Source organism: Streptomyces sp. bgisy159, assembly GCF_057707805.1.
This window is the reverse complement of record NZ_JBYIQX010000001.1, coordinates 288,207-312,508: the sequence shown is the minus strand read 5'-3', so window position 1 is coordinate 312,508 and position 24,302 is coordinate 288,207. Positions and strand designations below refer to the sequence as shown.

The 24,302-nt window shown below is 74.1% G+C and carries 21 protein-coding genes and 3 tRNA genes; 12 read left to right on the top strand and 12 right to left on the bottom strand.

Annotated elements, in window-relative coordinates:
• Window positions 1-159 precede the first annotated feature (159 nt).
• Window positions 160-1,563, top strand: a complete 1,404-nt coding sequence (locus AC3ET3_RS01465) for an FAD-binding oxidoreductase (RefSeq protein ID WP_432136659.1) — start codon at window positions 160-162, stop codon at window positions 1,561-1,563.
• 23 nt (window positions 1,564-1,586) lie between these two features.
• Here AC3ET3_RS01465 and AC3ET3_RS01460 read toward each other — a convergent pair whose 3' ends face one another.
• Window positions 1,587-2,393 (bottom strand): ASCH domain-containing protein, encoded by an 807-nt coding sequence (locus AC3ET3_RS01460; protein WP_432136658.1) that lies wholly within the window; start codon window positions 2,391-2,393, stop codon window positions 1,587-1,589.
• 182 nt (window positions 2,394-2,575) lie between these two features.
• On the opposite strand from AC3ET3_RS01460, the gene AC3ET3_RS01455 reads away from it, so the two are divergent.
• The 6 genes from AC3ET3_RS01455 (at window position 2,576) to AC3ET3_RS01430 (ending at window position 6,620) form a co-directional block, all read left to right on the top strand.
• On the top strand, window positions 2,576-2,839 hold the full coding sequence (locus tag AC3ET3_RS01455) for a GlsB/YeaQ/YmgE family stress response membrane protein (protein WP_432136657.1): 264 nt from the start codon (window positions 2,576-2,578) through the stop codon (window positions 2,837-2,839).
• A gap of 285 nt (window positions 2,840-3,124) precedes the next feature.
• Window positions 3,125-3,514, top strand: a complete 390-nt coding sequence (gene gvpJ / locus AC3ET3_RS01450) for a gas vesicle protein GvpJ (RefSeq protein ID WP_432156504.1) — start codon at window positions 3,125-3,127, stop codon at window positions 3,512-3,514.
• A gap of 212 nt (window positions 3,515-3,726) precedes the next feature.
• Complete coding sequence (locus AC3ET3_RS01445) at window positions 3,727-4,614, top strand: GvpL/GvpF family gas vesicle protein (RefSeq protein ID WP_435611479.1); 888 nt, start codon at window positions 3,727-3,729, stop codon at window positions 4,612-4,614.
• 287 nt (window positions 4,615-4,901) lie between these two features.
• The gene (locus AC3ET3_RS01440) at window positions 4,902-5,288 is read left to right on the top strand and encodes a hypothetical protein (protein WP_432136654.1); all 387 of its coding nucleotides are present in this window, start codon (window positions 4,902-4,904) and stop codon (window positions 5,286-5,288) included.
• A 179-nt stretch (window positions 5,289-5,467) separates the two neighbouring features.
• Window positions 5,468-6,175 (top strand): ferritin-like domain-containing protein, encoded by a 708-nt coding sequence (locus AC3ET3_RS01435; protein WP_432156506.1) that lies wholly within the window; start codon window positions 5,468-5,470, stop codon window positions 6,173-6,175.
• A 103-nt stretch (window positions 6,176-6,278) separates the two neighbouring features.
• Window positions 6,279-6,620: a DUF5713 family protein gene (locus tag AC3ET3_RS01430; protein WP_432136652.1), complete on the top strand. Its 342-nt coding sequence runs from the start codon at window positions 6,279-6,281 to the stop codon at window positions 6,618-6,620.
• 282 nt (window positions 6,621-6,902) lie between these two features.
• Here the strand turns inward: AC3ET3_RS01430 and AC3ET3_RS01425 are convergent, their stop codons facing one another.
• From AC3ET3_RS01425 to AC3ET3_RS01415, 3 genes are all read right to left on the bottom strand, one after another.
• A complete protein-coding gene (locus AC3ET3_RS01425; protein WP_432136651.1) occupies window positions 6,903-7,124 on the bottom strand; it encodes a hypothetical protein in 222 nt (73 codons plus the stop codon).
• A gap of 120 nt (window positions 7,125-7,244) precedes the next feature.
• A tRNA-Arg gene (locus AC3ET3_RS01420) sits at window positions 7,245-7,317 on the bottom strand.
• Between the two features lie 190 nt (window positions 7,318-7,507).
• Window positions 7,508-7,598 (bottom strand) — tRNA-Ser (locus tag AC3ET3_RS01415).
• 317 nt (window positions 7,599-7,915) lie between these two features.
• Between AC3ET3_RS01415 and AC3ET3_RS01410 the strand changes: the two genes are divergently transcribed.
• Both AC3ET3_RS01410 and AC3ET3_RS01405 read left to right on the top strand, forming a co-directional pair.
• Entirely contained in the window at window positions 7,916-8,329 is a 414-nt protein-coding gene (locus tag AC3ET3_RS01410) for an SSI family serine proteinase inhibitor (protein ID WP_432136639.1), read from the top strand.
• A 386-nt stretch (window positions 8,330-8,715) separates the two neighbouring features.
• A complete protein-coding gene (locus tag AC3ET3_RS01405; RefSeq protein ID WP_435611478.1) occupies window positions 8,716-13,635 on the top strand; it encodes a hybrid sensor histidine kinase/response regulator in 4,920 nt (1,639 codons plus the stop codon).
• 266 nt (window positions 13,636-13,901) lie between these two features.
• On the opposite strand, the gene AC3ET3_RS01400 is transcribed toward AC3ET3_RS01405, so the two are convergent.
• A complete protein-coding gene (locus AC3ET3_RS01400) occupies window positions 13,902-14,486 on the bottom strand; it encodes a TetR/AcrR family transcriptional regulator (protein ID WP_432136637.1) in 585 nt (194 codons plus the stop codon).
• 123 nt (window positions 14,487-14,609) lie between these two features.
• On the opposite strand from AC3ET3_RS01400, the gene AC3ET3_RS01395 reads away from it, so the two are divergent.
• Together AC3ET3_RS01395 and AC3ET3_RS01390 are read left to right on the top strand one after the other, a co-directional pair.
• Window positions 14,610-15,833 carry an MFS transporter gene (locus AC3ET3_RS01395; protein ID WP_435611477.1) on the top strand — a complete coding sequence of 408 codons (1,224 nt, stop codon included), beginning with the start codon at window positions 14,610-14,612 and terminating at the stop codon, window positions 15,831-15,833.
• Window positions 15,834-16,123: 290 nt separating this feature from the next.
• A complete protein-coding gene (locus AC3ET3_RS01390; RefSeq protein WP_432156519.1) occupies window positions 16,124-16,513 on the top strand; it encodes a VOC family protein in 390 nt (129 codons plus the stop codon).
• On the opposite strand, the gene AC3ET3_RS01385 is transcribed toward AC3ET3_RS01390, so the two are convergent.
• The 6 genes from AC3ET3_RS01385 to AC3ET3_RS01360 all read right to left on the bottom strand — a co-directional run bounded on the left by AC3ET3_RS01385 (window position 16,500) and on the right by AC3ET3_RS01360 (window position 22,500).
• On the bottom strand, window positions 16,500-18,155 hold the full coding sequence (locus AC3ET3_RS01385) for a long-chain fatty acid--CoA ligase (protein WP_432156520.1): 1,656 nt from the start codon (window positions 18,153-18,155) through the stop codon (window positions 16,500-16,502). The two genes, AC3ET3_RS01390 and AC3ET3_RS01385, sit on opposite strands and share 14 nt — an antisense overlap.
• Before the next feature lie 163 nt (window positions 18,156-18,318).
• Window positions 18,319-18,912 carry a SigE family RNA polymerase sigma factor gene (locus AC3ET3_RS01380; protein ID WP_432136634.1) on the bottom strand — a complete coding sequence of 198 codons (594 nt, stop codon included), beginning with the start codon at window positions 18,910-18,912 and terminating at the stop codon, window positions 18,319-18,321.
• Window positions 18,913-19,308: 396 nt separating this feature from the next.
• Window positions 19,309-20,490 (bottom strand): lipid-transfer protein, encoded by a 1,182-nt coding sequence (locus tag AC3ET3_RS01375; protein ID WP_435611476.1) that lies wholly within the window; start codon window positions 20,488-20,490, stop codon window positions 19,309-19,311.
• A complete protein-coding gene (locus tag AC3ET3_RS01370) occupies window positions 20,487-20,894 on the bottom strand; it encodes a MaoC/PaaZ C-terminal domain-containing protein (protein WP_432136632.1) in 408 nt (135 codons plus the stop codon). Before AC3ET3_RS01370 ends, AC3ET3_RS01375 begins: the two co-directional genes overlap by 4 nt.
• Window positions 20,881-21,852: a bifunctional MaoC family dehydratase N-terminal/OB-fold nucleic acid binding domain-containing protein gene (locus AC3ET3_RS01365; protein WP_435611475.1), complete on the bottom strand. Its 972-nt coding sequence runs from the start codon at window positions 21,850-21,852 to the stop codon at window positions 20,881-20,883. Before AC3ET3_RS01365 ends, AC3ET3_RS01370 begins: the two co-directional genes overlap by 14 nt.
• Window positions 21,853-22,185: 333 nt before the next feature.
• On the bottom strand, window positions 22,186-22,500 hold the full coding sequence (locus AC3ET3_RS01360) for a hypothetical protein (RefSeq protein WP_432136630.1): 315 nt from the start codon (window positions 22,498-22,500) through the stop codon (window positions 22,186-22,188).
• Between the two features lie 407 nt (window positions 22,501-22,907).
• Between AC3ET3_RS01360 and AC3ET3_RS01355 the strand changes: the two genes are divergently transcribed.
• The gene (locus tag AC3ET3_RS01355) at window positions 22,908-23,924 is read left to right on the top strand and encodes a bifunctional DNA primase/polymerase (protein ID WP_432136629.1); all 1,017 of its coding nucleotides are present in this window, start codon (window positions 22,908-22,910) and stop codon (window positions 23,922-23,924) included.
• A gap of 71 nt (window positions 23,925-23,995) precedes the next feature.
• On the opposite strand, the gene AC3ET3_RS01350 is transcribed toward AC3ET3_RS01355, so the two are convergent.
• Window positions 23,996-24,080: transfer RNA gene (locus AC3ET3_RS01350), tRNA-Ser, on the bottom strand.
• Window positions 24,081-24,302 lie beyond the last annotated feature (222 nt).

The window sequence follows — 24,302 nt, the reverse complement described above, 5'->3', positions numbered from 1 at the left end:
GGGAAACCGGGACTCCGGCCCTCGGAGACTCGGCGCCCCATGGACTCGGGCCCTCCGGGGCACCGGGACTCGGGGTTTCCAGGGCCGGCCCGGGCACACAGGGCCTCCGGGACACAGGGGCTCGGGAACAGCGGCGGGGAACGACCGAGGGGCACCCACATGAGCACCATCGACGGAACCGACCTCGACAGTCTGCGCTCGGCGCTGCGCGGCAGAGTCGTCGCACCCCAGGACGCGGACTACGACGAGGCCCGCGGAATCTACAACGCCATGATCGACCGGCGCCCGGCCGCCCTCGCCCAGTGCGTGGACGTGGCCGACGTCCGCGCCACCCTCGCCCACGCCCAGGAGAAGGGCCTCGAACTCGCCGTGCGCGGCGGGGGACACAGCGGCCCCGGCCTCTGCCTGGTCGACGGCGGTCTCACCCTCGACCTGTCCCCGATGCGCTGGGCACGGGTCGATCCCGAGACCCGTACCGCCCAGGTCGGCGGCGGTTCCCAGCTGGGCGACCTGGACCACGCGACGCACACCTTCGGCCTCGGCGTGCCGGCCGGGATCAACTCGACGACCGGGGTGGGCGGGCTCACCCTGGGCGGCGGTCACGGCTATCTGACCCGCAAGTACGGGCTGACGATCGACAGTCTGCTCTCCGCCGACGTCGTCCTCGCCGACGGCAGCTTCGTCACCGCCTCCGAGGAGGAGCACCCCGACCTGTTCTGGGCGCTGCGGGGCGGCGGCGGCAACTTCGGCGTCGTCACGTCGTTCACGTTCCGGCTGCACCCCGTGCACACCGTCGGAGTCGGGGTGACCGTGTGGCCGATCGACCGCACCGGGGAAGTGCTGCGCTGGTACCGGGACTTCCTGCCCGCCGCGCCGACCGACCTCTACGGCTTCTTCGCCGTCCTCGTCGTCCCGCCCGGCCCGCCCTTCCCGGAGCCGATCCACGGGCAGAAGATGTGCGCGGTCGTCTGGTGCTACACCGGCGACCTGGAGTCCGGCCGCCTGGAGGAGACCCTGTCGGTGGTCAACGACCCGGCACCACCGGCCTTCCACTTCGCCACCCCGATGCCCTACCCGATGCTGCAGAGCATGTTCGACGAGCTGATCCCCAAGGGACTGCAGTGGTACTGGCGCGGTGACTTCTTCGACTCCATCCCCGACGAGGCGGTCGCCGTGCACGAACGCTACGGGGAGGGCCTGCCCACCGACCTGTCGACGATGCACCTCTACCCCGTCGACGGAGCGGCCCACCGAACCGGCCCCGACGACACCGCCTGGGCCTACCGGGACGCCGTGTGGTCAGGGGTCGTGGGCGGTATCGACCCCGATCCCGGCAACGCCGGCCTGATCCGCCAGTGGTGCGTCGACTACTGGACCGACCTGCACCCCCACTCCATGGGCGGCTCCTACGTCAACTTCCTCGGTGAGGCGGAGAGTCCGGAGCGGGTCCGGTCCACCTTCCGCACCCACTACGACCGGCTCGGCGCCGTGAAACGCTCCTACGACCCGCACAACTTCTTCCACGCCAACCAGAACGTCCCGCCGGCGGCGGTCCCGGCGTGAGCGCGGGCCCGCCCGCCGCCGGGTCAGGCAGCCGACCCGGCGGCCAGGTGGAAGTGGACGACGGCGACGTCGTCGTCGGGGCGGATGCCGGGGTAGTGGTACCGCAGCCGGTCGTGCAGTTCCGCGAGGTCGCGGAAGCCGTCCGCGACGGCGTCCCGCTCGGTCAGTTCGCCGACCTTCTTCCGGTCCACCCGGGTGACGATCCCCGGCAGTACGAGGTCCTCGTCCCGTTCGAAGACCAGGTCGACCGGGCCGGTGTCCGCCGGGCCCGGGGCGGCCGGGTCCCGCAACCGCACGGTCGTCGTCTTCCGGCCCGCGCGGACCGCGTCGAGGTAGTCCCGGTGGAAGTGGAGGACCGGCCGCCCTGCCCCGCCGCCGGGAGTCTCCCCGCCGACGGCCGCGTCGTCCCCGGCGGGCTCCTGGTCCGCCCGCACGTAGCCGTACGGCAGCAGACCGGTCACCGCGATGCCGCGCACCCCCTCGGCCGTCGGCACCAGCACCCGGATCCCGGGATGCTGGTCGAGCAGCACCTGCCGGTCCCGGCCGCACGGCGCGAGCACCCCGCGCCCCCGGTCCCCGACGGCGACGATGGCCGTCAGCTCCCGCGCCCCGGCGGCACGGGCGTTCCCGAGCGCCACCAGCTCCGCGCAGGGCCCGCCGGTGAAGTGGTAGACGTTGATGCCGCCGAACACCCTGCCCCGCGTGTCCCGCACGGCGGCACCCACCGTGTGGGTCTCCCCGTCGCCGTTCTCCTCGACGATCCGCCGGGCGAGCCCGATCAGCTCCATGTCGTCGTCCGTCGGCAGATGCAGATCCGATGCGCTGTCCACCCGCGCCACCTTACGGTCCCCGCGGCGCGGGCCGGCAGTGCGGCACCGAGCCACGGCCGGGGCGGCACCGGCCCGGACGGCGCGGCACCGAGGCAGGCAGCGCGGTGCCGACGCAGGCAGCGTGTTACTGAATCGAACGGGTACTCGGCCGCCACCGACGTGAAAGGGGTGGCATACCTGCCATGGAGATCTCAGGCATTATCAGCGCGATCGTGATCGGCATCGTCATCGGTGTGCTGGGCCGGCTCGTCATCCCCGGCCGCCAGCCCATCGGCTTCCTGTGGACGATCGCGATCGGCATCGTGGCCGCTCTGATCGGCACCGGCATCGCGGCCGGCCTCGGCGTGGCCGACACCGACGGCGTCGACTGGGTCGAGTGGCTCATCCAGATCGCCCTCGCGGCACTCGGCGTCAGCATGCTCGCCAAGGCGAAGCTCCGGCGCTGACCGGGCGCCATCCGACCCGACCCGAAAGGGGGTGCGGCAGGGCCGCTGGGCTGGGAGGCCGACGTCGAGGTCCTGGCGAGGGAAACTGCTGGGATACGAACGCGGACGCCGTTACACACGCGCCCCAGAAAAGAGCGGCCGGACCGCCGTTAGCCGCCGCCCGGCCGGACCACCGGTGGGACCTGCCGCACAACGGAGGTAACCACCGCACAACCACCGGACCGCACAACCACCGGACCGGACAACCGCTGAACCGGCTGCCCCTTCGCCGAAGGGAGAGACCCCGTGAGTGTGGTGCCACAAGGCAACGGTGGATGTGTCCCCGCGCCCGCGGGCGGCGGCGGCTCGGGCAACCTATACGACGTACTGGAACTGGTCCTCGACCGAGGGCTCGTCATCGACGCCTTCGCCCGCGTCTCCCTGGTGGGCATCGAGCTGGTGAAGGTCGACGCGCGGGCGGTCGTCGCCAGCAAGACCAAGGGCGCGCTCACCGGAGCGGTCGAGGCGGTCACGGAATCCGTACGTCAGGGGCGGGAGGAAGGTCTCGACGAGGGCGAGACCCGTGAGCGCGCATCGTCGCGTGAGTCGTCGCGTGAGTCGTCGCGTGAGTCGTCGCGCGAACGGTGCCAGGGACGTCCGGAGCGCCGCTGCACGTCGAAGGACCCGGAGGAGTGAGCGACCCGATGCCCCTCTACGTCTACGCGATCACCGGGCTCCGGAGGGCGACCGTGCACTCCCGCCCGCCGCCTCCGCACGGCCGGACGCGCCCCGGACACGGAACCCCGGCGCACCAGAAGCAAGAAGCGGCCCCACGAGGACACCGACGACCACAGTGACCACAGTGATCACAGTGGCCACGCGAACCACGACGACCGAGGCCGAGAACCGTGACCGGACAACTGACCTACGCCTATGCGGTGCTGCACGCCAACGCAGCGCCCCGCCCGCGTGCCCTGGCCGCCGTGCGGGGCGTGGCGCAGGCCCCCGTCACCATGGTCACGTCGGGCTCCCTGGCCGCGGCGGTCAGCGCCGTACCCGAGGAGGCGTTCTCCCAAGCCGCCCTGCAGGTCCGTCTGGAGGACCTCGGGTGGCTGGAGGCGACGGCCAGGGCCCACCACCTGGTGGTGGACACCCTGGCGGCCCGCACCTCGGTCCTGCCCCTCCGCCTGGCCACGGTGTACCTGGACGACGACCGCGTCCGGAAGATGCTGCACGCCCACGAGGCCGCCTTCAACGCCTCTCTGGACCGTCTCGCCGACCACGTGGAGTGGGGCGTCAAGATCTACGCCGAAGCCCCGCCGACGCCCCGGCCCCCCGACGCCTCTGCCGACGCCTCCGCCGACGCCTCTGCCGACGCCTCCGTCGACGACGCGGCCCCGGGACGCGCCTACCTGCGCCACCGCCGCCACCAGCGCCAGACCCGCGAGGACGCCGGGCGGGTCGCCCGGGAGGCGGTCCGCCGCACCGAGCAACAGGCCAGGGAGCTGGCGGTCGAACACGCCCGTCACCGCCCCGAGCAGGGCCCCCTGACCCGCGCCACCGAGGCAGAGGGGGCCGCAGCGCAGGAGACCTCCCGCAAGACCTCCCGTACGCCCCCGGGCGAGAACGTCGCCAACGACGCCTACCTCGTCCCGCGCCGCCTCTCCGACGAGTTCCGCGACCGGGTGGCCCACGCCGCCGACGACCTGCCGGGCATACGTGTCGAGATCACGGGCCCCTGGGCCCCGTACTCCTTCGCCGTGCTCCCGGCCCGCCCCGAGGCCAGGCACCGGTGACCGAGCACGGCGAGCACACCGAGCGCGGCGAGCCCGACCGGTACGCCGGGTCTGCCGGGCACGACAGCTCAGCCGGCATCGACGGCCCCGCCGAACCCGCCCCCGGGCGGTCACGAAGCACCGGCCGGTCACCAGACCCCCGGCCGCTCACCAGACCCCCGGCCGTCACGAGGCCCCCACAGGCTACGAGGCCCCCGGCGGCCATGAGGCACCCCCCGACCCCCCGATCAGCCAGCGGCAGGTGGCCCTGATCGACCTCCTGGAACGGGCTCCTGAGCGGCGGCGTCGTGCTGACCGGTGACCTGGTCCTCTCGATCGCCGACATCGACCTCGTACGCGTCTCGCTGCGCGCCTTGGTGATGTCCGTCCGTGAGGACGCCCCCGACCTGCTGCCCCCGACCTGCTGCCCCCGATGGACGACCATGACGCGCCCCCCTGACGACGAACCACCGGACCGCCTGCGCGAGCTGTCCGACGCCGCGAGCCGGGCCTTCTCGCTCCTGCCCGCCCGCCCGGACGACGACCTGGCCCGGGGCCGGGCCTCCGCGCGCCGCCTGGGCACCGACCCCGGCACAGTGGAGCGCGACCTGGTCAAACTGGTCCTCACCCTGCTCGCCCTCCACCAGGCCATGACCAACCTCTGCGCCGCTACGACCTCACCCTCGAAGACCTGAACCTCGACCTGGGCCCCCTCGGCCCCCTCGGCCCCCTCCTGCCCCCGTGCCCCCGTGCCCCCGTGCCCCCGTGCCCCCGTGCCCCCGTGCCCCCGTGCCCCCGGGGGAACGTTTCACCCTCCGGCCGGCGTCGTCCCTTTCCGAGGGCGCGGCGGCCGTGCCCCGGAAAGGGCGACCGAGTGCGCGGCACCGACTTCGGCAAGTGGGTACGACGATTCGAGGACGAGCGGGACCGCAGAGCCGCCCTGGGCGACCCCGACTGGGATCAGGGGGCGACGCTCCCCGCTGCGGTGTGGGCCGGCATCCAGCGTTTCCAGATCGGCGAGGACGGCGACGGCGCCAACCTCCTGAGCAAGGCGGACCGGGCCGGCGACCCCGACTACGCCCGCGCGGCCCGCCTCTTCGTCGCCGAGGAACAGAACCACGCCCGCCTGCTGGCCCGCCTCCTGGCGGCGGGCGGCGTACCGACCCTCACCGGGCACTGGACCGACACGGCCTTCGTACGACTGCGCCGTCTGATGGGCCTGCGCGTGGAACTCCTGGTCCTCCTGATCGCCGAAGTGGTGGCCCTGCGCTACTACCGGGCCCTGCGCGACGGCACCCCCGACCCCCTGACCTCCGACGTGGCCGCCCGCATCCTCGCCGACGAGGAACGCCACGTCCCCTTCCACTGCGACCGCCTCCGCGCCTCCCTGACCGGCGTCCCCCGCGCCCTCCGCCGCCCCCTCATGACCGCCTGGCGCCTGCTCCTGCTCACCACCACGGTCATCGTCACCATCGACCACGCCAAGGCCCTCCCCCACCTCGGCACCACCCGCCGCCACTTCATACGCGACGTGATGACGACCTCCGGCACCGTGACGTCGGCCGTCCTGGGCCGGGTATGACCGGTGCGGCGTCACCTCACCTCCGCGAACTCACGGGCGACGTCGTTGTCAGTGGGGGCGTGCATGATCGGCACGTCGGTTCTTCCAAGAGGGTGGGGGCACTATGCCGATCACGAACGCGCAGGTGGCGGGGCATGCCTTTCTGGGGCGGCTGTACTCGGACTCGTACTACCCGGATCACGTCGTCGACCAGGGAAGGGAGATCCTGGTGCGGCTGTGCGAGCGGATCGAGGCCGAGCGGCCGTCGGACCTGGCGGGCCTGTACGCGCTGACCCGGGCGGCGACGGAGGAGTTCAACCTGCTGGAGGCGGCGTTCGACGAAGCCGGGAGCGAGATCGAGACCGTCGCCCGCGAGGAGATCGCGGAGAACTTCTGGTTCGTCGCGTCGGCCTACGGGTTCAGGGACGCGGACGTGGAGGAGCTGGTCGCCACCCGGGACTGGTGAGCGACCCGAGATCCGGCGGCCCGTGCCCCGCTAGGCAGCCCTGCGCCGCGCCGAGCGGGTGACCGGCGCGGGTACCTGCACGTCCTCGGTCCAGAGGGCCTCGTCCTCTCCGAAGTCCGGTGCCTGGAAGGGACTCGTCGTCGGACGCGGTGACACGGGGGCGGAACGGCGGGGCTGTTGCCCTTCCGGCGCGGAGAACAGCTTCTTGGGGTCGATGAGAGGTCTGCCTTTCGTCACAGGTCCCCTGGGGAGCCTGGCGTGCCCCGATCGGGCACGGCTTTCCTAGAGCTTGGTCATCTTCGCGTACGGGCTGGAGACGCGCACTTGCGCCGAGCCGAAATCCACCAGCGCCGCGATGCCGTCCTCGATGTCGATCACCCGGCCGAGACCGTACACGTCGTGGGTGACCTGATCACCCACGGCGAAGTGCTTCGGGACGGGTGCGACCGGGGCCTTGAAGGGGCTGGTGGGCAGATGACGCTTGGGTGCCGCAGGCTTTGTCATGGTTCAGTATGCGCCTGCGCGGCCCCGGCTCGCTGTGGCCGTCGGCACAATGCGGGTATCCGGTGCCGTACAGCCGAAAACCAGAGGGCCCCGGTGATCACCGGGGCCCTCTGATCTGTGCGCACTCGGCAGGACTCGAACCTGCAACCTTCTGATCCGTAGTCAGATGCTCTATCCATTAAGCTACGAGTGCTTGTTCTGTTTTTTGCCTTCGCTTCCGGCCCTTCCGGCCCGCTCGCGGCGACAGGAAGAACATTACATGACTGCCGCCGACATGTGAAATCCGTTTGCCGTACCCCTTGTGAGCTGCGAAAACACCGTCTGAGGCGGGTGATCGGGGAAACGCCGGAGCCCCGGTCACGGGGACCGGGGCTCCTGGACGGCGGAGGCGGAGGGATTTGAACCCTCGATGGGCTTTAAGGCCCAAACCGCATTAGCAGTGCGGCGCCATAGACCGGACTAGGCGACGCCTCCAGCACAGCCGCTCGCGTGTGTGCGAGTGGTGCGTGCAGATGATGACACAGCCGAGCGCGGTGTCACCAATCGGGCTCCACGGTACTAGGACGGTGGCCCGCAGGGCAAAGGACCCTGCGGGGAATCCGGCGCAACGCGCGGGGCGCTCGCGCGTTGGGCAGGGCATGTCCGAGGTGGTGTTTCTGCGTCGCGCCCGTGCTCGCTTCCATGCCCGTGCCCACGACCGTGCTCGCTTCCATGCCCTTGTCCATGCCCGTGATCGCATCCGGGGGCGGGGACGGGTCCTCGCCGGTGTCGTGGCGGTCCTGTGCGCCGGGGTGTCCGGTGGGCCGGCCTTCGGCGGGGCCGTGGCGGCGGGCGAGCCGGGGGAAGGGGACCGGCTCGTGGTGGCCGTGCGGGACTCCGGCGAACTCGGGCTCGACGGGACGCGTGAGCTGTACTGCCACCCCGCGGGAGGTGATCATCCGGACGCGGAGGCCTCCTGTGCCCGGCTCGATCGGAACACCGTGTGGGGCGCCGATCCCTTCGCGCCCGTGCCGACGGGAAGCGTGTGCACCTTGCAGGACGGGGGGCCGGTCACCGCGCATGTCACGGGGTGGTGGGCCGGGCGGCCCGTGGACGCCGTGTTCCGGCGGGGAAACGGGTGCGAGATCGAGCGGTGGGAGCGGATGGTGCCCGTACTGCCCGCGCTGCGGACACGCCCCGACACGGAGCACGCCCCGACGCAGTAGGCCCCATCGTGGCATGCCCGACGCAGTGCGCCCGACGCAGCACGCCCCGGTTCACCACGCCGCAACACAGCATGCCGCCCGTCAGCGCCCCCGGTCGCCACATCCCGCACACCACAACGCCTCAGAGCCTGCGCCTCTCGGGTGCGCCGTCCCCGTAGCCGCAGAAATCCCGCCCGTTCCGCGAAGGTCTCGCGGAGCCCCTGCGGGTGGGGTGTGCCGCTCATACGTTCTGGGTCACTTCGTCGTGCGAGGTCCCTCTCATCCGGCCGCCCCGGCGTAACCCCAGCCCTTAGACTCCCTCCCGTGACACCCCGCGGCCCGGTTGGCAAGATGGCCCGAGCGGCCCGAGTGGTCGGCAAGGTGCGGTAACAGGGAGGAAGCGTCTCGTGAGCAGCAGGCCGTCCCGAGGCGCTGCTCGCCTCGCAGCCATACTGGACGCGCTCCCCGACGCGTTGTTGCTGGTCAACGCGAACGGGACCGTCGTCAACGCGAACACCATCGCCCTGGAGGCCTTCGAGACGCCGGGAACCGCGCTCGTCGGGCGCGGGCTGCTCGATCTGCTGCCGGAGTTCGACTCCAAGCTCATCCCGGGCTCCATGCGGCGGCCCGACCACATGGACCCGCGGGGGCGGACCAAGCCGACCCGGATGATCGCCCGGCGCACCGACGGCTCCGAGTTCCCCGTCGAGGTCACCAGCGCCAACCTGGAGAACAGCCAGCAGGCCTACGACAGCTACGGCCACAGCGGCGACGAACTCCTGATGCTCGTCGTGCGGGACCTCACGGGCACCGTCGACACCGAGGCCGAGCTGGCGCGTTCTCAGCGGCAGACCGAGATGATCCTGCGGGCCGCCTCCGAGGGCGTGGTCGGCACGGACACCGACGGGCGGATCGTGCTCGTCAACCCGGCCGCCGCCCAGATACTGGGTTACCGGGCCAGCGACCTCGGCGGCAAGGAGCTGCACACGCTCGTGCTGCACTCGCGCGCCGACGGCTCGCCCTTCCCGTACGACGAGTCGCCGCTCGCCGACACCCTGCGCTCGGGGCGCAAGCACCGGGTGCGCGGACAGGTGCTGTGGTCCAAGGGCGGGGACAAGGTGTCCGTCGACCTGACGACGGCACCGGTGCGCGACGGCGACCAGCTCGTCGGCGCCGTCATGACCTTCACGGACCGGCGGCCCTACGAGACGCTCGCCGAGGAGAAGGCCGACATCGAGAAGCGGCACGCGGAGGAGTTGGAGCGGCTCGCCGAGGAGCACGCCTCCGACCTCACCGCGCTGCGCCAGCAGCACGTCACCGAGGCCGAGGAACTGCGGGAGCGGCACTCCGAGGAGCTGGCCGCCGGGGAGGAGCGGTACGCCGCACTCGCCGAGCGCGAGAAGGACCGTTACGAGGCTCTCGCCGGCCGGCACGAGCAGCTGCTGACCCTGCTCGGGCAGTCCCTGCGCGGGCCTCTCGACGAGCTGCGCCGCGAGCTGGCCGCACTCGCCGCCGACGACGCCGGGCAGCTGTGGCCCGAGGCCAACCAGGTGCTGCACCACCTGTCCGCCGGGTACTCGCGGATCACCACCCTCATCGACAACGTCCTCGGGTACCAGTCGCTCGACGCCGGGGAGCAGAACGTCTCCCGCGTGAAGGTGATGCTGGACGCGGTCGTCGCCGCCGGGGTCGACGGCGCCGTGGAGCTGATCGGTCCGGGGCGGGTGCAGTTCGCCGTACACGCGCCGCCCATCGAGGCCGAGGTGGACGCCCGGCTCCTCGCCACCGCCCTCGCCCACCTGGTCGCCGACGTGGCCGGTGTCGACGCCACCGGGAACGCGCCCGTCTCGGCGGGCGGCTACATGGACAACACGGTCGTCGTGGCGGCGGCGCAGCGCGGTGAGGTCGTACGGATCGAGGTGCGCGGGCCCTACTCCGGCGGCGACCCGGTGCACGAGCCGATCGTGCGCGGGATCGTGCGCGCGCACGGCGGTGTGCTGCAGACGCACGAGGTGCCGGGCATGAGCGGCAGCGCGTTCGTGCTGGAGGTGCCACTCGGGGGCGGCGCGGGTGCCGTACCGGTCGAGGCGGGGACGCACGCCGTCGAGACCGTGGGCGGGGAAGGCGCGGTCCCCCAGGGTGCCGTCGGCGCTGCGGGCCCCGCCGGGGCGGGCGGGGCCGGCGAGAACCCGGCCGGTGGCGGGCGTCGGCGGGCCCGGCGGGCCTCCACGGACGCCTTCCTGGACGGCGGTGACGGGGCGGGCGGCGCCGAGGGCGCGCTCCCCGCCGAGGCCGGGGCCGGGAGCGCAGCGCCCACGGGGCGGCGGCGCCGACGGGCCGCCGCCGCCGAAGAGGTGCCGTCCACGGGGGCTGAGATCGCCCTCTCCGGCGCGGCCGGTGCGGCCGCCCCCGCCTCCGGTGGGACGGGGCGGCGGCGCGGGCGGCCCGCCGAGGGCGGTGCCGACGCGGCCGGGGTCGCCGAGGGTGCCGTGGTCACCGCCGCCGAACACGCCGCCGGCGCCGCCGCCTCCGGTACCGGGCTCGGGAGCGCCGTGCCGCCGCAGGGCGTGCCCGCGCCCGGCGGCGGACGGGCGCTGCGGGCCGCGGACCAGGGAACGGGCCCGCAGGGACCGTCCTCGGAACGGCACGCGCTGCCGCCCGCCCTGCCCGCCGTCGCGAGTGACAACGCCGGCCAGGGGCAGGGACCGGGACAAGGACAAGGACAAGGACAAGGCGAGGTCCAGCGGCAGGAGCAGGGCGACGGGGCGGGGGGCCGGCCGACCGGACGTCGTCGGCGTGCGCTCGCCGCGGCCCAGGAGCGCGCCGAGGCGCAGGAAGCGGCACCGCGCACGGTGTTCGCGCTGCCCCCGGCGGAGGCGGATCGCGGTGCGGGCGGTGACGACCAGGCCGCCGTGCCCGCACCCGAGGCCGGCCCCGCTGTTCCGGCGCCGGTACCGCCGATGCCCGTTCCCCCGGTGCCGGGCGCGCCCGTTCCGCCACAGCCCGGGGTACCGGGTGGGGCCGGGGTACCGGGTGGGGCCGGGGTTCCCGTGCCCGGCTCCGCAGACGGGTCCTCCCCTGACGACCACGGTCGGCACGACGCCGTTCCGCACGACCAGTCGGCCGACCACACCCCGCCGCAGCCCCACCCGACCAGCGCGCCTACCGGGCGCCGCCGCCGGGCCGCCACTCAGGCAGCGCCTCAGACCGCCGACGCGGCGGGGCCGGGTCAGGAAGGAGCCGCTGCACCGGGGCAGGCTCCCGGGCAGGGCGTTCCCGGGCACGCCCAGATTCCGGGGCAGGCCCCCGCGCCCGGGCAGGCCCCCGCGCCTGGGCAGGTTCCCGTCCCCGGGCAGCCGCAGCTCCCGGGTCAGGCTCCGGTGGCCCCGCTTCCCGGGCAGGCCCTTGCTCCCGTGCAGGCTCCCGTGCCGGGGGGAGTTCCCGTCCCCGGGCAGGCGGAGCTTCCCGGGCAGGTCCAGGTCTTTCCTCAGATCCAGGTTCCGGCCCAGGGCCAGATGCAGGTTCCGGCCCAGGGCCAGGCCCAGGTTCCGGCGCAGGCGGTGCCGGGGCCTCAGCCGGGAGTCGTCGTTCCGCCGCAGGGCGGTGACCGCGCGGCGCCGGGTGTGCAGCCCGCCGTGGGAGCCGGGCCCGCGCCGATGCCCGGGCAGGCTCTCCCCCCGCAGAGCCGTCCCCAGGACCAGGCGCAGGCGCCCGCCGCTCCCGTCCCGCCGAACGCCACCCCCTCCCAGCCCCTGCCCGCCGAGGCGATCCCCGCGGCGCGGCCGGTGCAGGGCGGCACCCCCGCGCCGGGAACCCCGCTGCCTCCGGAGAACGCCACCGGCTCCCGGGCGGCACAGCCGCTCCCGGCCGAGTCCGCCGCCCAGGCCGGTCCGGCCACCCCGGCACCGCCGGCCGCCCCGGCATCGCCCGACACCCCGGCAGCCCCGGGCGCCCCCGGCACGCAGGGCGTGCCCACGCCGCCGCCCGCCACGGCTCCCCCCGCGGCGACTCCCGCCGCGCCCCTCGCGCCGGTCCCGCCGGTCCCACCGATGGACCCGAACTCGACGCAGGGCCGTGCCATAAGCGTGCGCACGCTCGGGCAGGGGGTGCCCTTCACCCGGCAGGCGGCGCAGGTACAGCAGGTCGGGCGCCCCGGGCAGCAGGGCGGCACCCTCGGAAGTGCCGCGCCGACGCCGCACCCGGTGCCGAGCGGTTCGACGCCCGCGCCGCACGCGCCGGGCGGCTCGGGACGCCGCCGGAAGCTGGGGACGCCGCCCGACCCGGCCGCGCGTCAGCACCCGACGGGCGAGCAGACCGCCGTACCGGCCACTCCGACGCCGCAGGCGCCGCAGGCGCCGGCGCCCGCTGAGGCGCAGACGCCGGCGCCGCAGGCGTCCCCGCTGCCCCCGGCGGCCCAGCCGCAGCCCCCGCACCCGTCCCTCGGCGGACAGCCCCGGCCGGTGCCGGGCACCGAGGGGGCCGGACGGTCGTACGCCATAGGGGCGCCGGACGAGAACGCCGCCGAGGGGCCCGAGCCGCTGGACGGGCCGGGCGGGGCCGTGGAGGTCGCCGATCCGCCGCCCCCGCAGCCGATGGACGACGAGCTGCCGCCGGAGCCGCTGGACAACCCGCGTCGGCTGCTGGTCTGGCCGGCACCGGACGTCGGCACCCAGCAGGCGCTGAGCGACCGCGGGTACCGGCCGGTGATCGTGCACTCGCGCGAGGAGGTGGACGCCCAGATCGCGGCCTTCCCCGCCGCGCTCTTCGTCGACCCGCTCACCGGACCGATCACCCGCACCGCGCTGCAGTCGCTGCGGCAGGCGGCGGTCGCCGCCGAGGTGCCGGTGATGGTCACGGCCGGGCTGGGGCAGGCGACGCGCGAGGCGGCGTACGGTGCTGATCCCGCCGTCCTGCTCAAGGCGCTGGCGCCCCGGGACAGCGAGCAGCACCCGCCGCGCGTGCTGCTGATCGAGGAGCACGCCGAGATCGCGCTCGCGCTGACCGCGACGCTGGAACGGCGCGGGATGCAGGTGGCACGGGCCGCGAGTGACACGGACGCGGTGACGCTGGCGGGGCAGTTCCGGCCGAACCTGGTGGTGATGGACCTGCTTCAGGTGCATCGGCACCGGGCCGGGATCGTCGACTGGCTGCGGGCGAACGGGCAGCTCAACCGCACCCCGCTGGTCGTCTACACCGCCGCCGTCGATCCGGTGGACCTGCCGAGGCTGGCGTCCGGGGAGACCGTGCTGTTCCTGGCCGAGCGGTCGACCAGTGCCGAGGTGCAGAGCCGGATCGTGGACCTGCTCTCCCGCATCGGCACCAACTGACGCGCCGAAACCACCGGAACCGCGACCGACCCGGCCGCACCGGGACCGAACCGGCCGAACCGGGACTGCCATGGCCGAACCGGGACCACCGTGGCCGAGCCGACCGGCGCGTCGGCGGCGCGGCACCGCACCACCGCGGCCTTCCCCGCCACGGCCCTAACCACCGGCCGGCGCGACGCGCCGCGAGGCGCGTCCCACCCCCGGGCCGGGCGCCCGGCGTCGGCAAGGCGGTCAGCCGTCAGCGGTCAGCCGTCCGCCGTCAGCCGTCAGCGGGCGACCAGTCGGCGCGCCGCCTCCTTCACCGAGGCGCGCAGGCGCTGCTGGTCGGCGTCGTCGGCGCCCACCACGATGCGCCGCATCTGGGGGACGACGGCGGCCCAGTTGGCCAGGGCGATCAGCAGGAAGAGCAGGTCACGGGCGGGGATCGCGTCCGTGACGACGCCGCGGGCCTGGCCGTCGCGCAGGGCGTCGATCTTGTGGCGGTAGTGCTCCCGGCGCTCGCTCTCGTCGGGCAGCTCGACGGTGCCGCCGTACTCCATGCCCTCCCAGAAGAGCAGGCGCAGCACCTCGGGGTGGGCGACGTGGTAGTCCATGACCCGGTCGATCCAGCCCTCGATGTCGTCGGGGTCGACGGGCACGGCCTCGGCCAGGCGGAGCATCGCCTTCTCCAGCACCTGGGTGAACAGCTGGGCCTTGTTGCCGAAGTAGGCGTAGATCAGCTGCTTGTTGGCCTTGGCCTCGGTGGCGATGCGGTCGATGCGGGCGCCCGCGATGCCGTGCCGGGCGAACTCGGTGACCGCCGCGTCGAAGATGCGGGCCTTGGTCGCCTCGGGGTCCCTGACTGCTGCCATGGGCACAGGGTAGCGCCACCGTCAACCAACTAGTTGGTTGACGGGAATGGGCGGGCGCCGCAGACTGTTCCCCCCAGCGCCAACCAACTGGTTGGTTACCACTTCGGAGGAGTGACCGCACCCATGGCGTCTCCCACGTCCCCGACCGCGACCGCCCCGGCCCGCATCCGCGCCCGCACAGCCCCTCCCCCACCGCCTGCCGTCCGCGGCGGCGGCCCCTTCCTCCTCCTCATCGGCCTGTGCACCGCCGTCACCGCCGCCAACATCTACCTCGCCGCCCCGCTGCTCCCGCTGATCGCCCGCGCCTTCGGCACCACGCCGTCGGCCATGACCTGGATCGCCTCGGTGGCCCAGTTCGGGTACGCGGCCGGGCTGCTGTTCTTCGCCCCGCTCGGGGACCGGCTGAGCCGTCGCACCCTGGTCGCCGCGCTGTCCGCGGCCGCGGCCGGCGCGCTGGTCGCCGCTTCGCTCGCGCCGGGGACGGCCGTGCTGGCGGCCGCCGTGTTCGTCGCGGCCGCCGCGACCGTCGTGCCGCAGCTGCTCGTCCCGCTGATCGCCGAGCGGGCCCCGGCCGACCGGCGGGCCCGTCATGTGGCGGCGGTGATCGCCGGGCTGTTCACCGGCATCGTCGCGGCCCGCGTGCTGGGCGGTCTGGCCGGACAGGCGTTCGGCTGGCGATGGGTGTTCGCGGGCTCGGCCGCGCTGACCCTCGCCCTCGGCCTTGCGACCGCCCTCGCCCTGCCCGCCGAGGGGCGCCGAGGCCGGGGGCCGCTGTTCTCCGGCCTCGCGGCGCTGCCCGGGCTGTTGCGCCGCTCGCCCGACCTGTGGCGCGCGAGCCTGCGGCAGGCCGGCATGTTCGGCGCGTGGAGTGCCCTGTGGACGTCGCTGACGCTGCTGCTGACCGGGCCGGCGTACGGCCTGTCGACCGCGACCGCGGGCCTCTTCGGCCTGTTCGGGCTGACGGCGAGCGCGGTGGCGCCGTTGGCGGGCGGTCTGGTGGACCGCTTCGGCGCGGCCAGGGTCGTCGGTACGGCGTACCTCCTGGCCGCCGGGTCCGTACCGCTGTTCTGGCTGGGCGGCCACGCACTGGTGGCCCTGTTCGTGGCCGCCGTCGCGATCCACGCCGCGCTGGTCGCGTCGCACGTCGCCAACCAGACGCTCGCCCTGACCACCACCGCCATGCCCGCCACCGCCAACACCGCGTACGTCGTCTCCGGCTTCGCCGGCGGCGCCCTCGCCTCGGCGGCGGCCGGCCCGGCCTACGGGCACTGGGGCTGGAGCGGGGTGACGGCGGTGGCCGGCGTGTGGCTGCTGATCGGGTGGGGGGCGACGGCCGTACGACGGTGAGGACCCCGGCATACCGGTGACGCGAGAGCCCGAGAGCCCGAGACCGCGAGGCGCGAGAGCCCGAGGCCGCCGGACCCGGCACCACACGACCACGAGGCTCCACGCGGCTCCCCGGGACCCCCGAGGCTCCCCGCGGCTCCCCGGGACCCCCGAGGCTCCCCGCGGCTCCCCGGGACCCCCGAGGCTCCCCGCGGCAGCCCGCTGCCGGCCGAAACCCGGTCGCCGGACCCCGAACCGGTCACTACGGTGGCCGGAACCGCGAACGCCCGCCGCAGAAACCGGAGTTGCCCGTGCCGCCGAGGATGAGACTCACCGCCGTGACCCTGGACTGCCCGGACCCCGTGGCCCTGGCCGCCTTCTACGAGCGGGCCACCGGCTACGCGCCGCACCCCGGGAGCGACGCCGACTTCGCCGGTCTCCTGCGCGAGGACGGCCTCGCCCTGGGCTTCCAGCGCGTCGACGACTACACGCCGCCGCGCTGGCCCGACCCGACCGCCCCCCAGCAGTTCCACCTCGACTTCGAGGTGCCCGACCTGGCCGAGGCGGAGACGCTGCTGCTGGAGCTCGGGGCGACCAGGCCGGGGCCCCAGCCGGGCGGCGAGCGGTGGCTCGTGCTGCTGGACCCGGCCGGGCACCCGTTCTGCGTACTGGAGGAGCGCGGGCAGGTCAGAGGCGGGTGACGTCCAGGTCGCCGTCCGCGTACCGCCGGCGCAGCACCTTCTTGTCGAACTTGCCGACGCTGGTCTTCGGCACGGCCTCGACGATGGTCCACCGCTCCGGCAGCTGCCACTTGGCGACCTTGCCCTCGTCGGCGAGGAAGGCGCGCAGCGACTCGAAGTCGGCGGTGGCGCCCTCCCTGAGGACCACGGTGGCCAGGGGGCGCTCGCCCCACTTGTCGTCGGGGACGGCGACGACGGCGGCCTCGGCGACGTCCGGGTGGGACATCAGGGCGTTCTCCAGCTCCACCGAGGAGATCCACTCGCCGCCGGACTTGATGACGTCCTTGGCGCGGTCGGTGAGGGTGAGGAAGCCGTCCGGCGAGATCGTCCCCACGTCGCCCGTCTTGAGCCAGCCGTCCTCACTGAACTTGTCGGCGGGGCGCAGCGGTTCGGCGTCGGGGCCGTTGTAGTAGGCGCCGGCGATCCAGGGACCGCGCACCTCGAGCTCACCGGCCGACTCGCCGTCCCAGGGGAGGCGTTCGCCGCCGGGGCCGGTGAGGCGGCCCTCCACACTGGCCGGGAAGCGGCCCTGCGTGAGGCGGTAGGCGAACTCCTCGTCGGTGCCGACCGCGTGGGCCGGCGGGCGGGCGATGGTGCCGAGCGGGGAGGTCTCCGTCATGCCCCAGGCGTGGCACACCCGCATGCCCAGCTTGTCGAACGCCTCCATGAGGGAGGGCGGGCAGGCCGAGCCGCCGATGGTGACCTGGGCGAGCGAGGACACGTCGCGCGGGCGGGCGGTCAGTTCGCCGAGCAGGCCCTGCCAGATGGTGGGGACGGCGGCCGCGTGGGTCGGCTTCTCGCTCTCGATCATCTCGGCGAGCGGGCCGGGCTGCAGGAAGCGGTCCGGCATCAGCAGGTTGACGCCGGTCATGAAGGTGGCGTGCGGCAGGCCCCAGGCGTTCACGTGGAACTGGGGCACGACCACCAGCGAGGTGTCCGCGTCCGTCAGCCCCATCGACTGGGCCATGTTGACCTGCATCGAGTGCAGGTAGATGGAGCGGTGGCTGTAGACGACGCCCTTGGGGTCGCCGGTGGTGCCGGAGGTGTAGCACATGGCGGCGGCCCGGCGTTCGTCCAGCTCCGGCCAGTCGTAGGTGGTGGGCTTGTCCGCGATGAGGTCCTCGTACTCGTGGACCCGGGCGGTGGCACCCGCCAGCAGGGAGCGGTCACCGGGGCCGGTGACGACGACGTGCTCGACCGTCTTCAGGTGCGGCAGCAGCGGGGCGAGCAGCGGCAGCAGTGAGCCGTTGGCGACGATCACCTTGTCGGCGGCGTGGTTGACGATCCACACCAGCTGCTCGGCGGGCAGCCGCAGGTTGAGGGTGTGCAGGACCGCGCCCATCGAGGGAATCGCGAAGTACGCCTCGACGTGCTCGGCGTTGTTCCAGGCCAGGGTCGCGACCCGGTCGTCGTCGCGGACGCCGAGGTCGTCGCGCAGGGCGTGGGCGAGCTGGGCGGCGCGGGCGCCGATCTCGGCGTAGGAGCGGCGCTGCGGGGCGCCCTCTCCCGTCCAGGTGATCACCTGGGAGGTGCCGTGGACCGTGGACCCGTGGGTCAGGATCCTGGAGATCAACAGCGGTACGTCCTGCATGGTGCTCAGCACGGCGTCCTCCCGGGCGACACGGCGACTTTGCCTACGCGGTGGTAACAGTGCGCTGATTCTGCGCACATACCAGGCGGTATGTCACTAGGGATGGATGATCGATCAGTGACGGATCACCGCGAACGGCCGCCGGCCGCCGCCCGACGTTTCCGCACATTCCTCGTCACGACCGGACAAGCCCCAGCTCAGGGTCGTCCCGGAGCTTGCCGAGGGCGCGCGACACGGCCGACTTCACCGTGCCGACCGACACGCCGAGCACATCAGCCGTCTGGGCCTCGCTGAGGTCCTCGTAGTAGCGCAGCACCACCATCGCACGCTGCCGGACGGGCAGCTTCAGCACCGCGCGCCACATCGCGTCGTGCAGCGCCTGCCGCTCGGCCGGGTCGTCGTCCTGCCCCGGCAGCGGCTCCGGCTCCGGCAGCTCGTCGACGGCGAACTCGTCGACCTTGCGCTTGCGCCACTGCGAGGTGCGGGTGTTCAGCAGGGCGCGGCGGACGTAGCCGTCGAGCGCCCGGTGGTCCTCGATCCGCTCCCACGCGACGTACGTCTTGGCCAGCGCGGTCTGCAGCAGGTCCTCCGCGTCGCTCGGGTTCGCGGTCAGCGACCGGGCGGTACGCAGCAGCACCGGCTGGCGGGCCTGGACGTACGACGCGAAGGACGGGTACGCCGGGGACAGCGCCACCGCGGTCTTCGCCACCGGGGTCTTCGCCACCGCGGTCTTCGCCTCCGGGGCGCTGGTGCGGACGGGTGTGGTCATGGCTCCACGCTAGGTATGCACCCCCCTGCGTCGGATCGGCCCAAGGTGCCGAAGCCACGTCCGCCTCAGGTTGTAGGGGTGGTGCCGGCTCCACCTCCTGGAGGTGGAGGGCGGCCCCGGGGGGCCTCGGGGGTGTGCGGGCTCCGCCAGGGTCCCTCAAGGGTGCTGCGGGGGCCGGGGGGCGCGGAAGTGCTGCGGGGTGCAGCGGGTCCGGGGGCGCGGAGGTGCTGCGGGGTGCAGCGGGTCCGGGGGCGCGGAGGTGCTGCGGGGTGCAGCGGGTCCGGGGGCGCGGAGGTGCTGCGGGGTGCAGCGATCGCGGGGGAGGTACCGCGGGTCCGGGGTCCCTGGCGGTGCTGCGGGAATCACCTGGGGACGGGTGAGGCCGGCTCGGCGTGCTCAGGCGTCCGCCGCGAGGACGAGAGCGGAGGTGGGCACCCCCGTACCGGCCGTCACCAGGGCGCGGGCGGCGCCGGGGACCTGGTTGACGGAGGTGCCGCGCAGCTGACGTACCGCCTCCGCGATGCCGTTCATCCCGTGCAGGTACGCCTCACCGAGCTGGCCCCCGTGGGTGTTCAGCGGCAGCCGGTCCGCCGCGACGAACGCGGCGGCCTCGCCGGGCGCGCAGAAGCCGAACTCCTCCAGCTGCATCAGCACGAACGGGGTGAAGTGGTCGTACAGGATCCCCACGTCGATGTCGGCGGGCGTCAGGCCCGAAGAGCGCCACAGCCGCCGCGCGACCACGGCCGTCTCGGGGAGGCCGGTGAGGTCACCGTCGTAGAAGCCGCCCCGGTAGTAGCTGGTCATCTGCTCCTGGGCGCGGCCGGCGCCCTGCGCGGCCGCCGCCACGACGGCGGGCGGGTGCGGCAGGTCCCGCGCGCGCTCCAGGGAGGTCACGACGACGGCCTGGCCGCCGTCGGTCTCCTGGCAGCAGTCCAGCAACCGCAGCGGCTCGACGATCCAGCGGGAGGCCGCGTGGTCGGCGAGGGTGATGGGCCGGCCGTGGAAGTGAGCGGCCGGGTTGGTCGCCGCGTGCCGGCGGTCCACGACCGCGACGTGCCCGAACGCCTCCGGGGTCAGCCCGTGGACGTGCAGGTAGCGCTGGGCGGCCATCGCCACCCAGGCGGCCGGGGTGAGCAGCCCGTGGGGCAGGGTCCAGCCGAGCGCGACGCCCTCCGCGGACGGCTCGCGCCGGGTGACGCCGGCGCCGAAGCGGCGGCCCGAGCGCTCGTTGAACGCCCGGTAGCAGACCACCACCTCCGCCATGCCCGACGCGACCGCCAGCGCCGCCTGCTGCACGGTCGCGCAGGCCGCGCCGCCCCCGTAGGGGACGCGGGAGAAGAACGACAGTTCGCCGATGCCGCACGCCTGGGCCACCGTGATCTCCGGGCTGGTGTCCATGGTGAAGGTGACCATGCCGTCGACGTCGGCGGGTCGCAGCCCCGCGTCGGCCAGGGCGGCGCGCACCGCCTCGGCGGCCAGCCGCAGCTCGCTGCGGCCGGAGTCCTTGGTGAAGTCGGTGGCCCCGATGCCGGCGATGGCGGCCCGCCCGGCGAAGGCGTCCGTGCCGCGCGCGCTCATCGGGAGGGCTCCTCGTCCGCCGCCGAAGGAAGCGTCAGCGTGGCCGTCGCCGTCACATGGCGGCCGAGCCGGTTGTCGCCCACGACCCGGACGACGACCGTGTCGCCGTCCGCCCGCTCGACGGTGCCGCTGAGGACCAGGGTGTCCCCGGGGTGGCTGGGCGCGCCCAGGCGGACGGCGAGGCGGCGCAGCACGGCGGCCGGGCCGATACGGTCGGTGAGATAGCGGCCGACCAGGCCGTTCGTGGTGAGGATGTTCAGGAAGATGTCCGGGGAGCCCTTGCTCCGGGCGGCCTCGGGATCGTGGTGCACGTCCTGGAAGTCGCGCGAGGCGAGCGCGCCGGCGACGATCAGCGTGCGCGTGACGGGGATCTCGAGCGGCGCCAGCGCCTCACCCGGCCGCATCGGGCACCCCCTCGAACACCGGCAGCACCAGTTCCTCGTCGTACGCGCGGAACGCGAGCCGTACCGGCATGCCGATCCGCACCTCGTCGTACGGCACCCCGCTCACCCCGGCGACCGTCCGCACCCCCTCCGCCAGTTCCACCAGGGCGACGGCGTACGGCGGGTCGAAGCCCGGGGGGCGGGGGTGGTGGACGACGACGTAGGAGTGGACCGTGCCCGCGCCGCACGCCTCGACCGTGTCCCAGCCGGGGGCGCCGCAGGCGGCGCAGCCGGGCAGCCAGGGCAGGCGGAGGGTGCGGCAGGCGGTGCAGCGCTGGATGAGGAGGCGGTGGTCGCGCACGCCCGCCCAGAAGCCGGCGTTGTCCCGGTTGACGACCGGGCGGGGCCGCCGGGCACTCGACTCACCCGGCCTCACCCGTTCAGCGGGTTCAGCCGGTTCAGCCGGTTCAGCCGGTTCAGCCGGTTCAGCCGACCGCGCGGCGGCCGGGGCGTACTTGAGGACGCGGAAGCGGTGGGTGCCGGCGAGGTCGGGGCCGACGCGGATGTCGGTACGGGTGGTGATGAAGTAGCCGGTGCCGAGTCGGGTGGTCTTGCGGTCGGACACCGACTCGATGACCGTGTCGAAGGTGATCTCGTCGCCGGGGCGCAGGGTCCTGACGTACTCCTGCTCGCAGTCGGTGGCGACGACGGAGGTGCAGCCGGCCGCGTCGAGCAGGGCGAGGAGTCCGGCGTAGGCGGGGGTGCGGGCGTGCGGGCCGGACAGGCCCGCCATCGTCCACACCTGAAGCATGGCGGGCGGGGCGACGGCGTCCGGGCCGGTGAAGGCGGGGTTGGTGTCGCCGACGGCCTCGCACCAGTGGCGGATCATGGCGGCGTCGACGGGGTCCCGGCCGGGCGCGGCGACGACGGCGGCCCGCCCCTCGTACCCCTTCAGCCGGACGGCCAGGTCGTCCTGCACGGCTGCGCTCCTCCCGCTCGGCGGCCTCCGCCGGAACCGTCCGGCCGACCGCGGTTTCTGACTGTCCGTCAGGTGCGACACGCTGTCAAGCGTGCCGGTGCCGGCCGCCGGAAGCGGCCGGCGGGCCCGGAGACGCCCCACCGAGCGGCCCACCAGGCGATCCACCAGGCGATCCACGAGACAGTCCGCCGGGCAGTCCGCCGGGCAGTCCGCCGAAAACGTCTGCGCGGCGATGCCGAAGCACCGCCGCGCAGACGCGTTACCACCCCACAGAGCACACCCGACGAGGAGAGCGGGGGGCCGGCGGGAGCACCGGGCGCCGGCCCCCTCGGCTCACCACCAGAACGGCGCGAAGCTCACGGCCACATTGCTGTTGCCCTGGTTGATGGCGGTGAACGCCGAGCCGCTGACCTGCGCGGTGTTGCTCTGGTTGCTCGCACCGGAGCCGACGGCGTTCTGCTGCGTGGTGGACGAGTTGCCGTTGTTGTCGTGCCCGACACCGCTGCCGACGACGCTCGCCACACCCGCGTTCGATCCGTCGTCCGCGAAGCCGCCGTTGTCCGCCGCCGCGACGCCGGAGAAGAGGGCGGCTGCCAGGGGAAGGGCGGAGACGGCGGCGATGACGCGGGCGGTACGGATGCTTGCCATGTTGTTCCTCCAGAACAAGGGGCGCTGCGTGCGTGAGTAGTGCTGGTACTGCTGCTGCACGGCCGCACTGCCGCACCGCTGGGGTGCTGAAGTACGGCTTTCACCAGGGCAGTTGGCCGTCCGCTCCTGGCTTGATGACGACGTCGCGAGATCAGGATTGCCCACCGAAACCCCGGCGAACCACCCCGGAAGCCGCGATTCGCACGCAAGCGTGAGGACAAGTCGAGAAACCCCCTTCACCACCTTTCCCGGACGCCACCTGCGCCCCGGGCGCGTCGCACGAGCTGACCCGACAGACGACACAGGAGACGAATCGTTCCCGCACTTTTCCGGCCAACCTGACCGATCCGGGCGCGCCGGACCTTCACCCCCCTTCCCGCATTCGAATATCCGTACGAAAATGAAGCATGGCCACCAGCGACCGGCCTTCCCGGACCCGCGGGAGCGCTGGGACACCAGCGACGCATGGGGCCCCTGAGGCCTCGGGCGGCCCGAGGGCACCGGCGCCGACGAGCCCCCGGCACCCCCGCCAGGCCGCCGCCCTCGCCCTGGCCCACGCGCTGTCGGCCGCCGAGCACGGTCTGGCCGTCATCCCCCTGTCCCGTACCAAACTCCCCGCTCTGCGCTCCCCGCACCGCGGCGAGCCGCGGCCCCCCGGCCGCGCCCCGGCCCCCGCCGCCCCGCCCTGCCGGGGGGAGTGCGGCCGCTTCGGCCACGGCGTGTACGACGCCTCCACCGACCCCGCCCGCATCCGCGCGATGTTCGCCGCCGCCCCCTGGGCCACCGGGTACGGCATCGCCTGCGGACTGCCCCCGCACCACCTCATCGGCCTCGATCTCGACACCAAGACCGGCACGGACGCCCCGGCCGCCCTGCGCGCGCTGGCCCGGCGTCACCGGTTCACGATCCCGCCGACGGTCGTCGTACTGACCCCCTCCGGAGGCCGGCACCTCTGGCTCACCGGCCCGCCCGAGGCCGTGATCCCCAACTCGGCCGGGCGGCTCGCCCCCGGCATCGACGTCCGCGGAGCCGGCGGCTACCTGGTCGGCCCCGGTTCCCGCACCGCCCACGGCACCTACACCACGGCCCCCGGCACCGAGAGCCTCCCGCCGGCACCCTGCCCGCGCGCCCTCCTGCGGCTGCTGCTCCCACCGCCCCCCGCGCCCCGTCCCGCGCCCGCGTACACCGGGGGCGCACACGGGCAGGGCCTCGTCCGGTTCGTCCTCGCCGCCCGCGAGGGCCAACGCAACACCCGCCTCTTCTGGGCCGCTTGCCGCGCCTACGAGACCGGCCTCGGCCCGGCCCTCACCCCCGCCCTCCTCACCGCCGCCCGCCACACCGGCCTCACCCACCACGAGGCCTCCTCGACCGTGGCGTCGGCGGAACGGTTCACGCGAGGCCACGTCCACACCCCTGGCCGGTGAGCGCCGGACACACGAAGGGCGCCCCTACGACGAGGAGCGCCCTTGACGACATGCACGAGCGGTGCAGTCCGCGGTGGGTGTGGGATTTGAACCCACGGTGACTCGCGCCACGACGGTTTTCAAGACCGTTCCCTTAGGCCGCTCGGGCAACCCACCCGTGCCCCGCCCACCAGGGGCGGAACGGCTACAGAGTACCGGCCTCCGGCGGTGTGTGAGGCCTGTGCTCCCCACTGGACCCGCAGTGCGCCGCCGCGAGGGGGTGGTGCCGACCGCTGCCGAGCCCGTCGCCCAAGTGGGGCCCGGGGCACGTCCGCTGCGGGGAACAGCGCTGCGGGCTGCGGTCACGTCCGCGCGCGGCCCGGGTCCGGACGCCGCCCA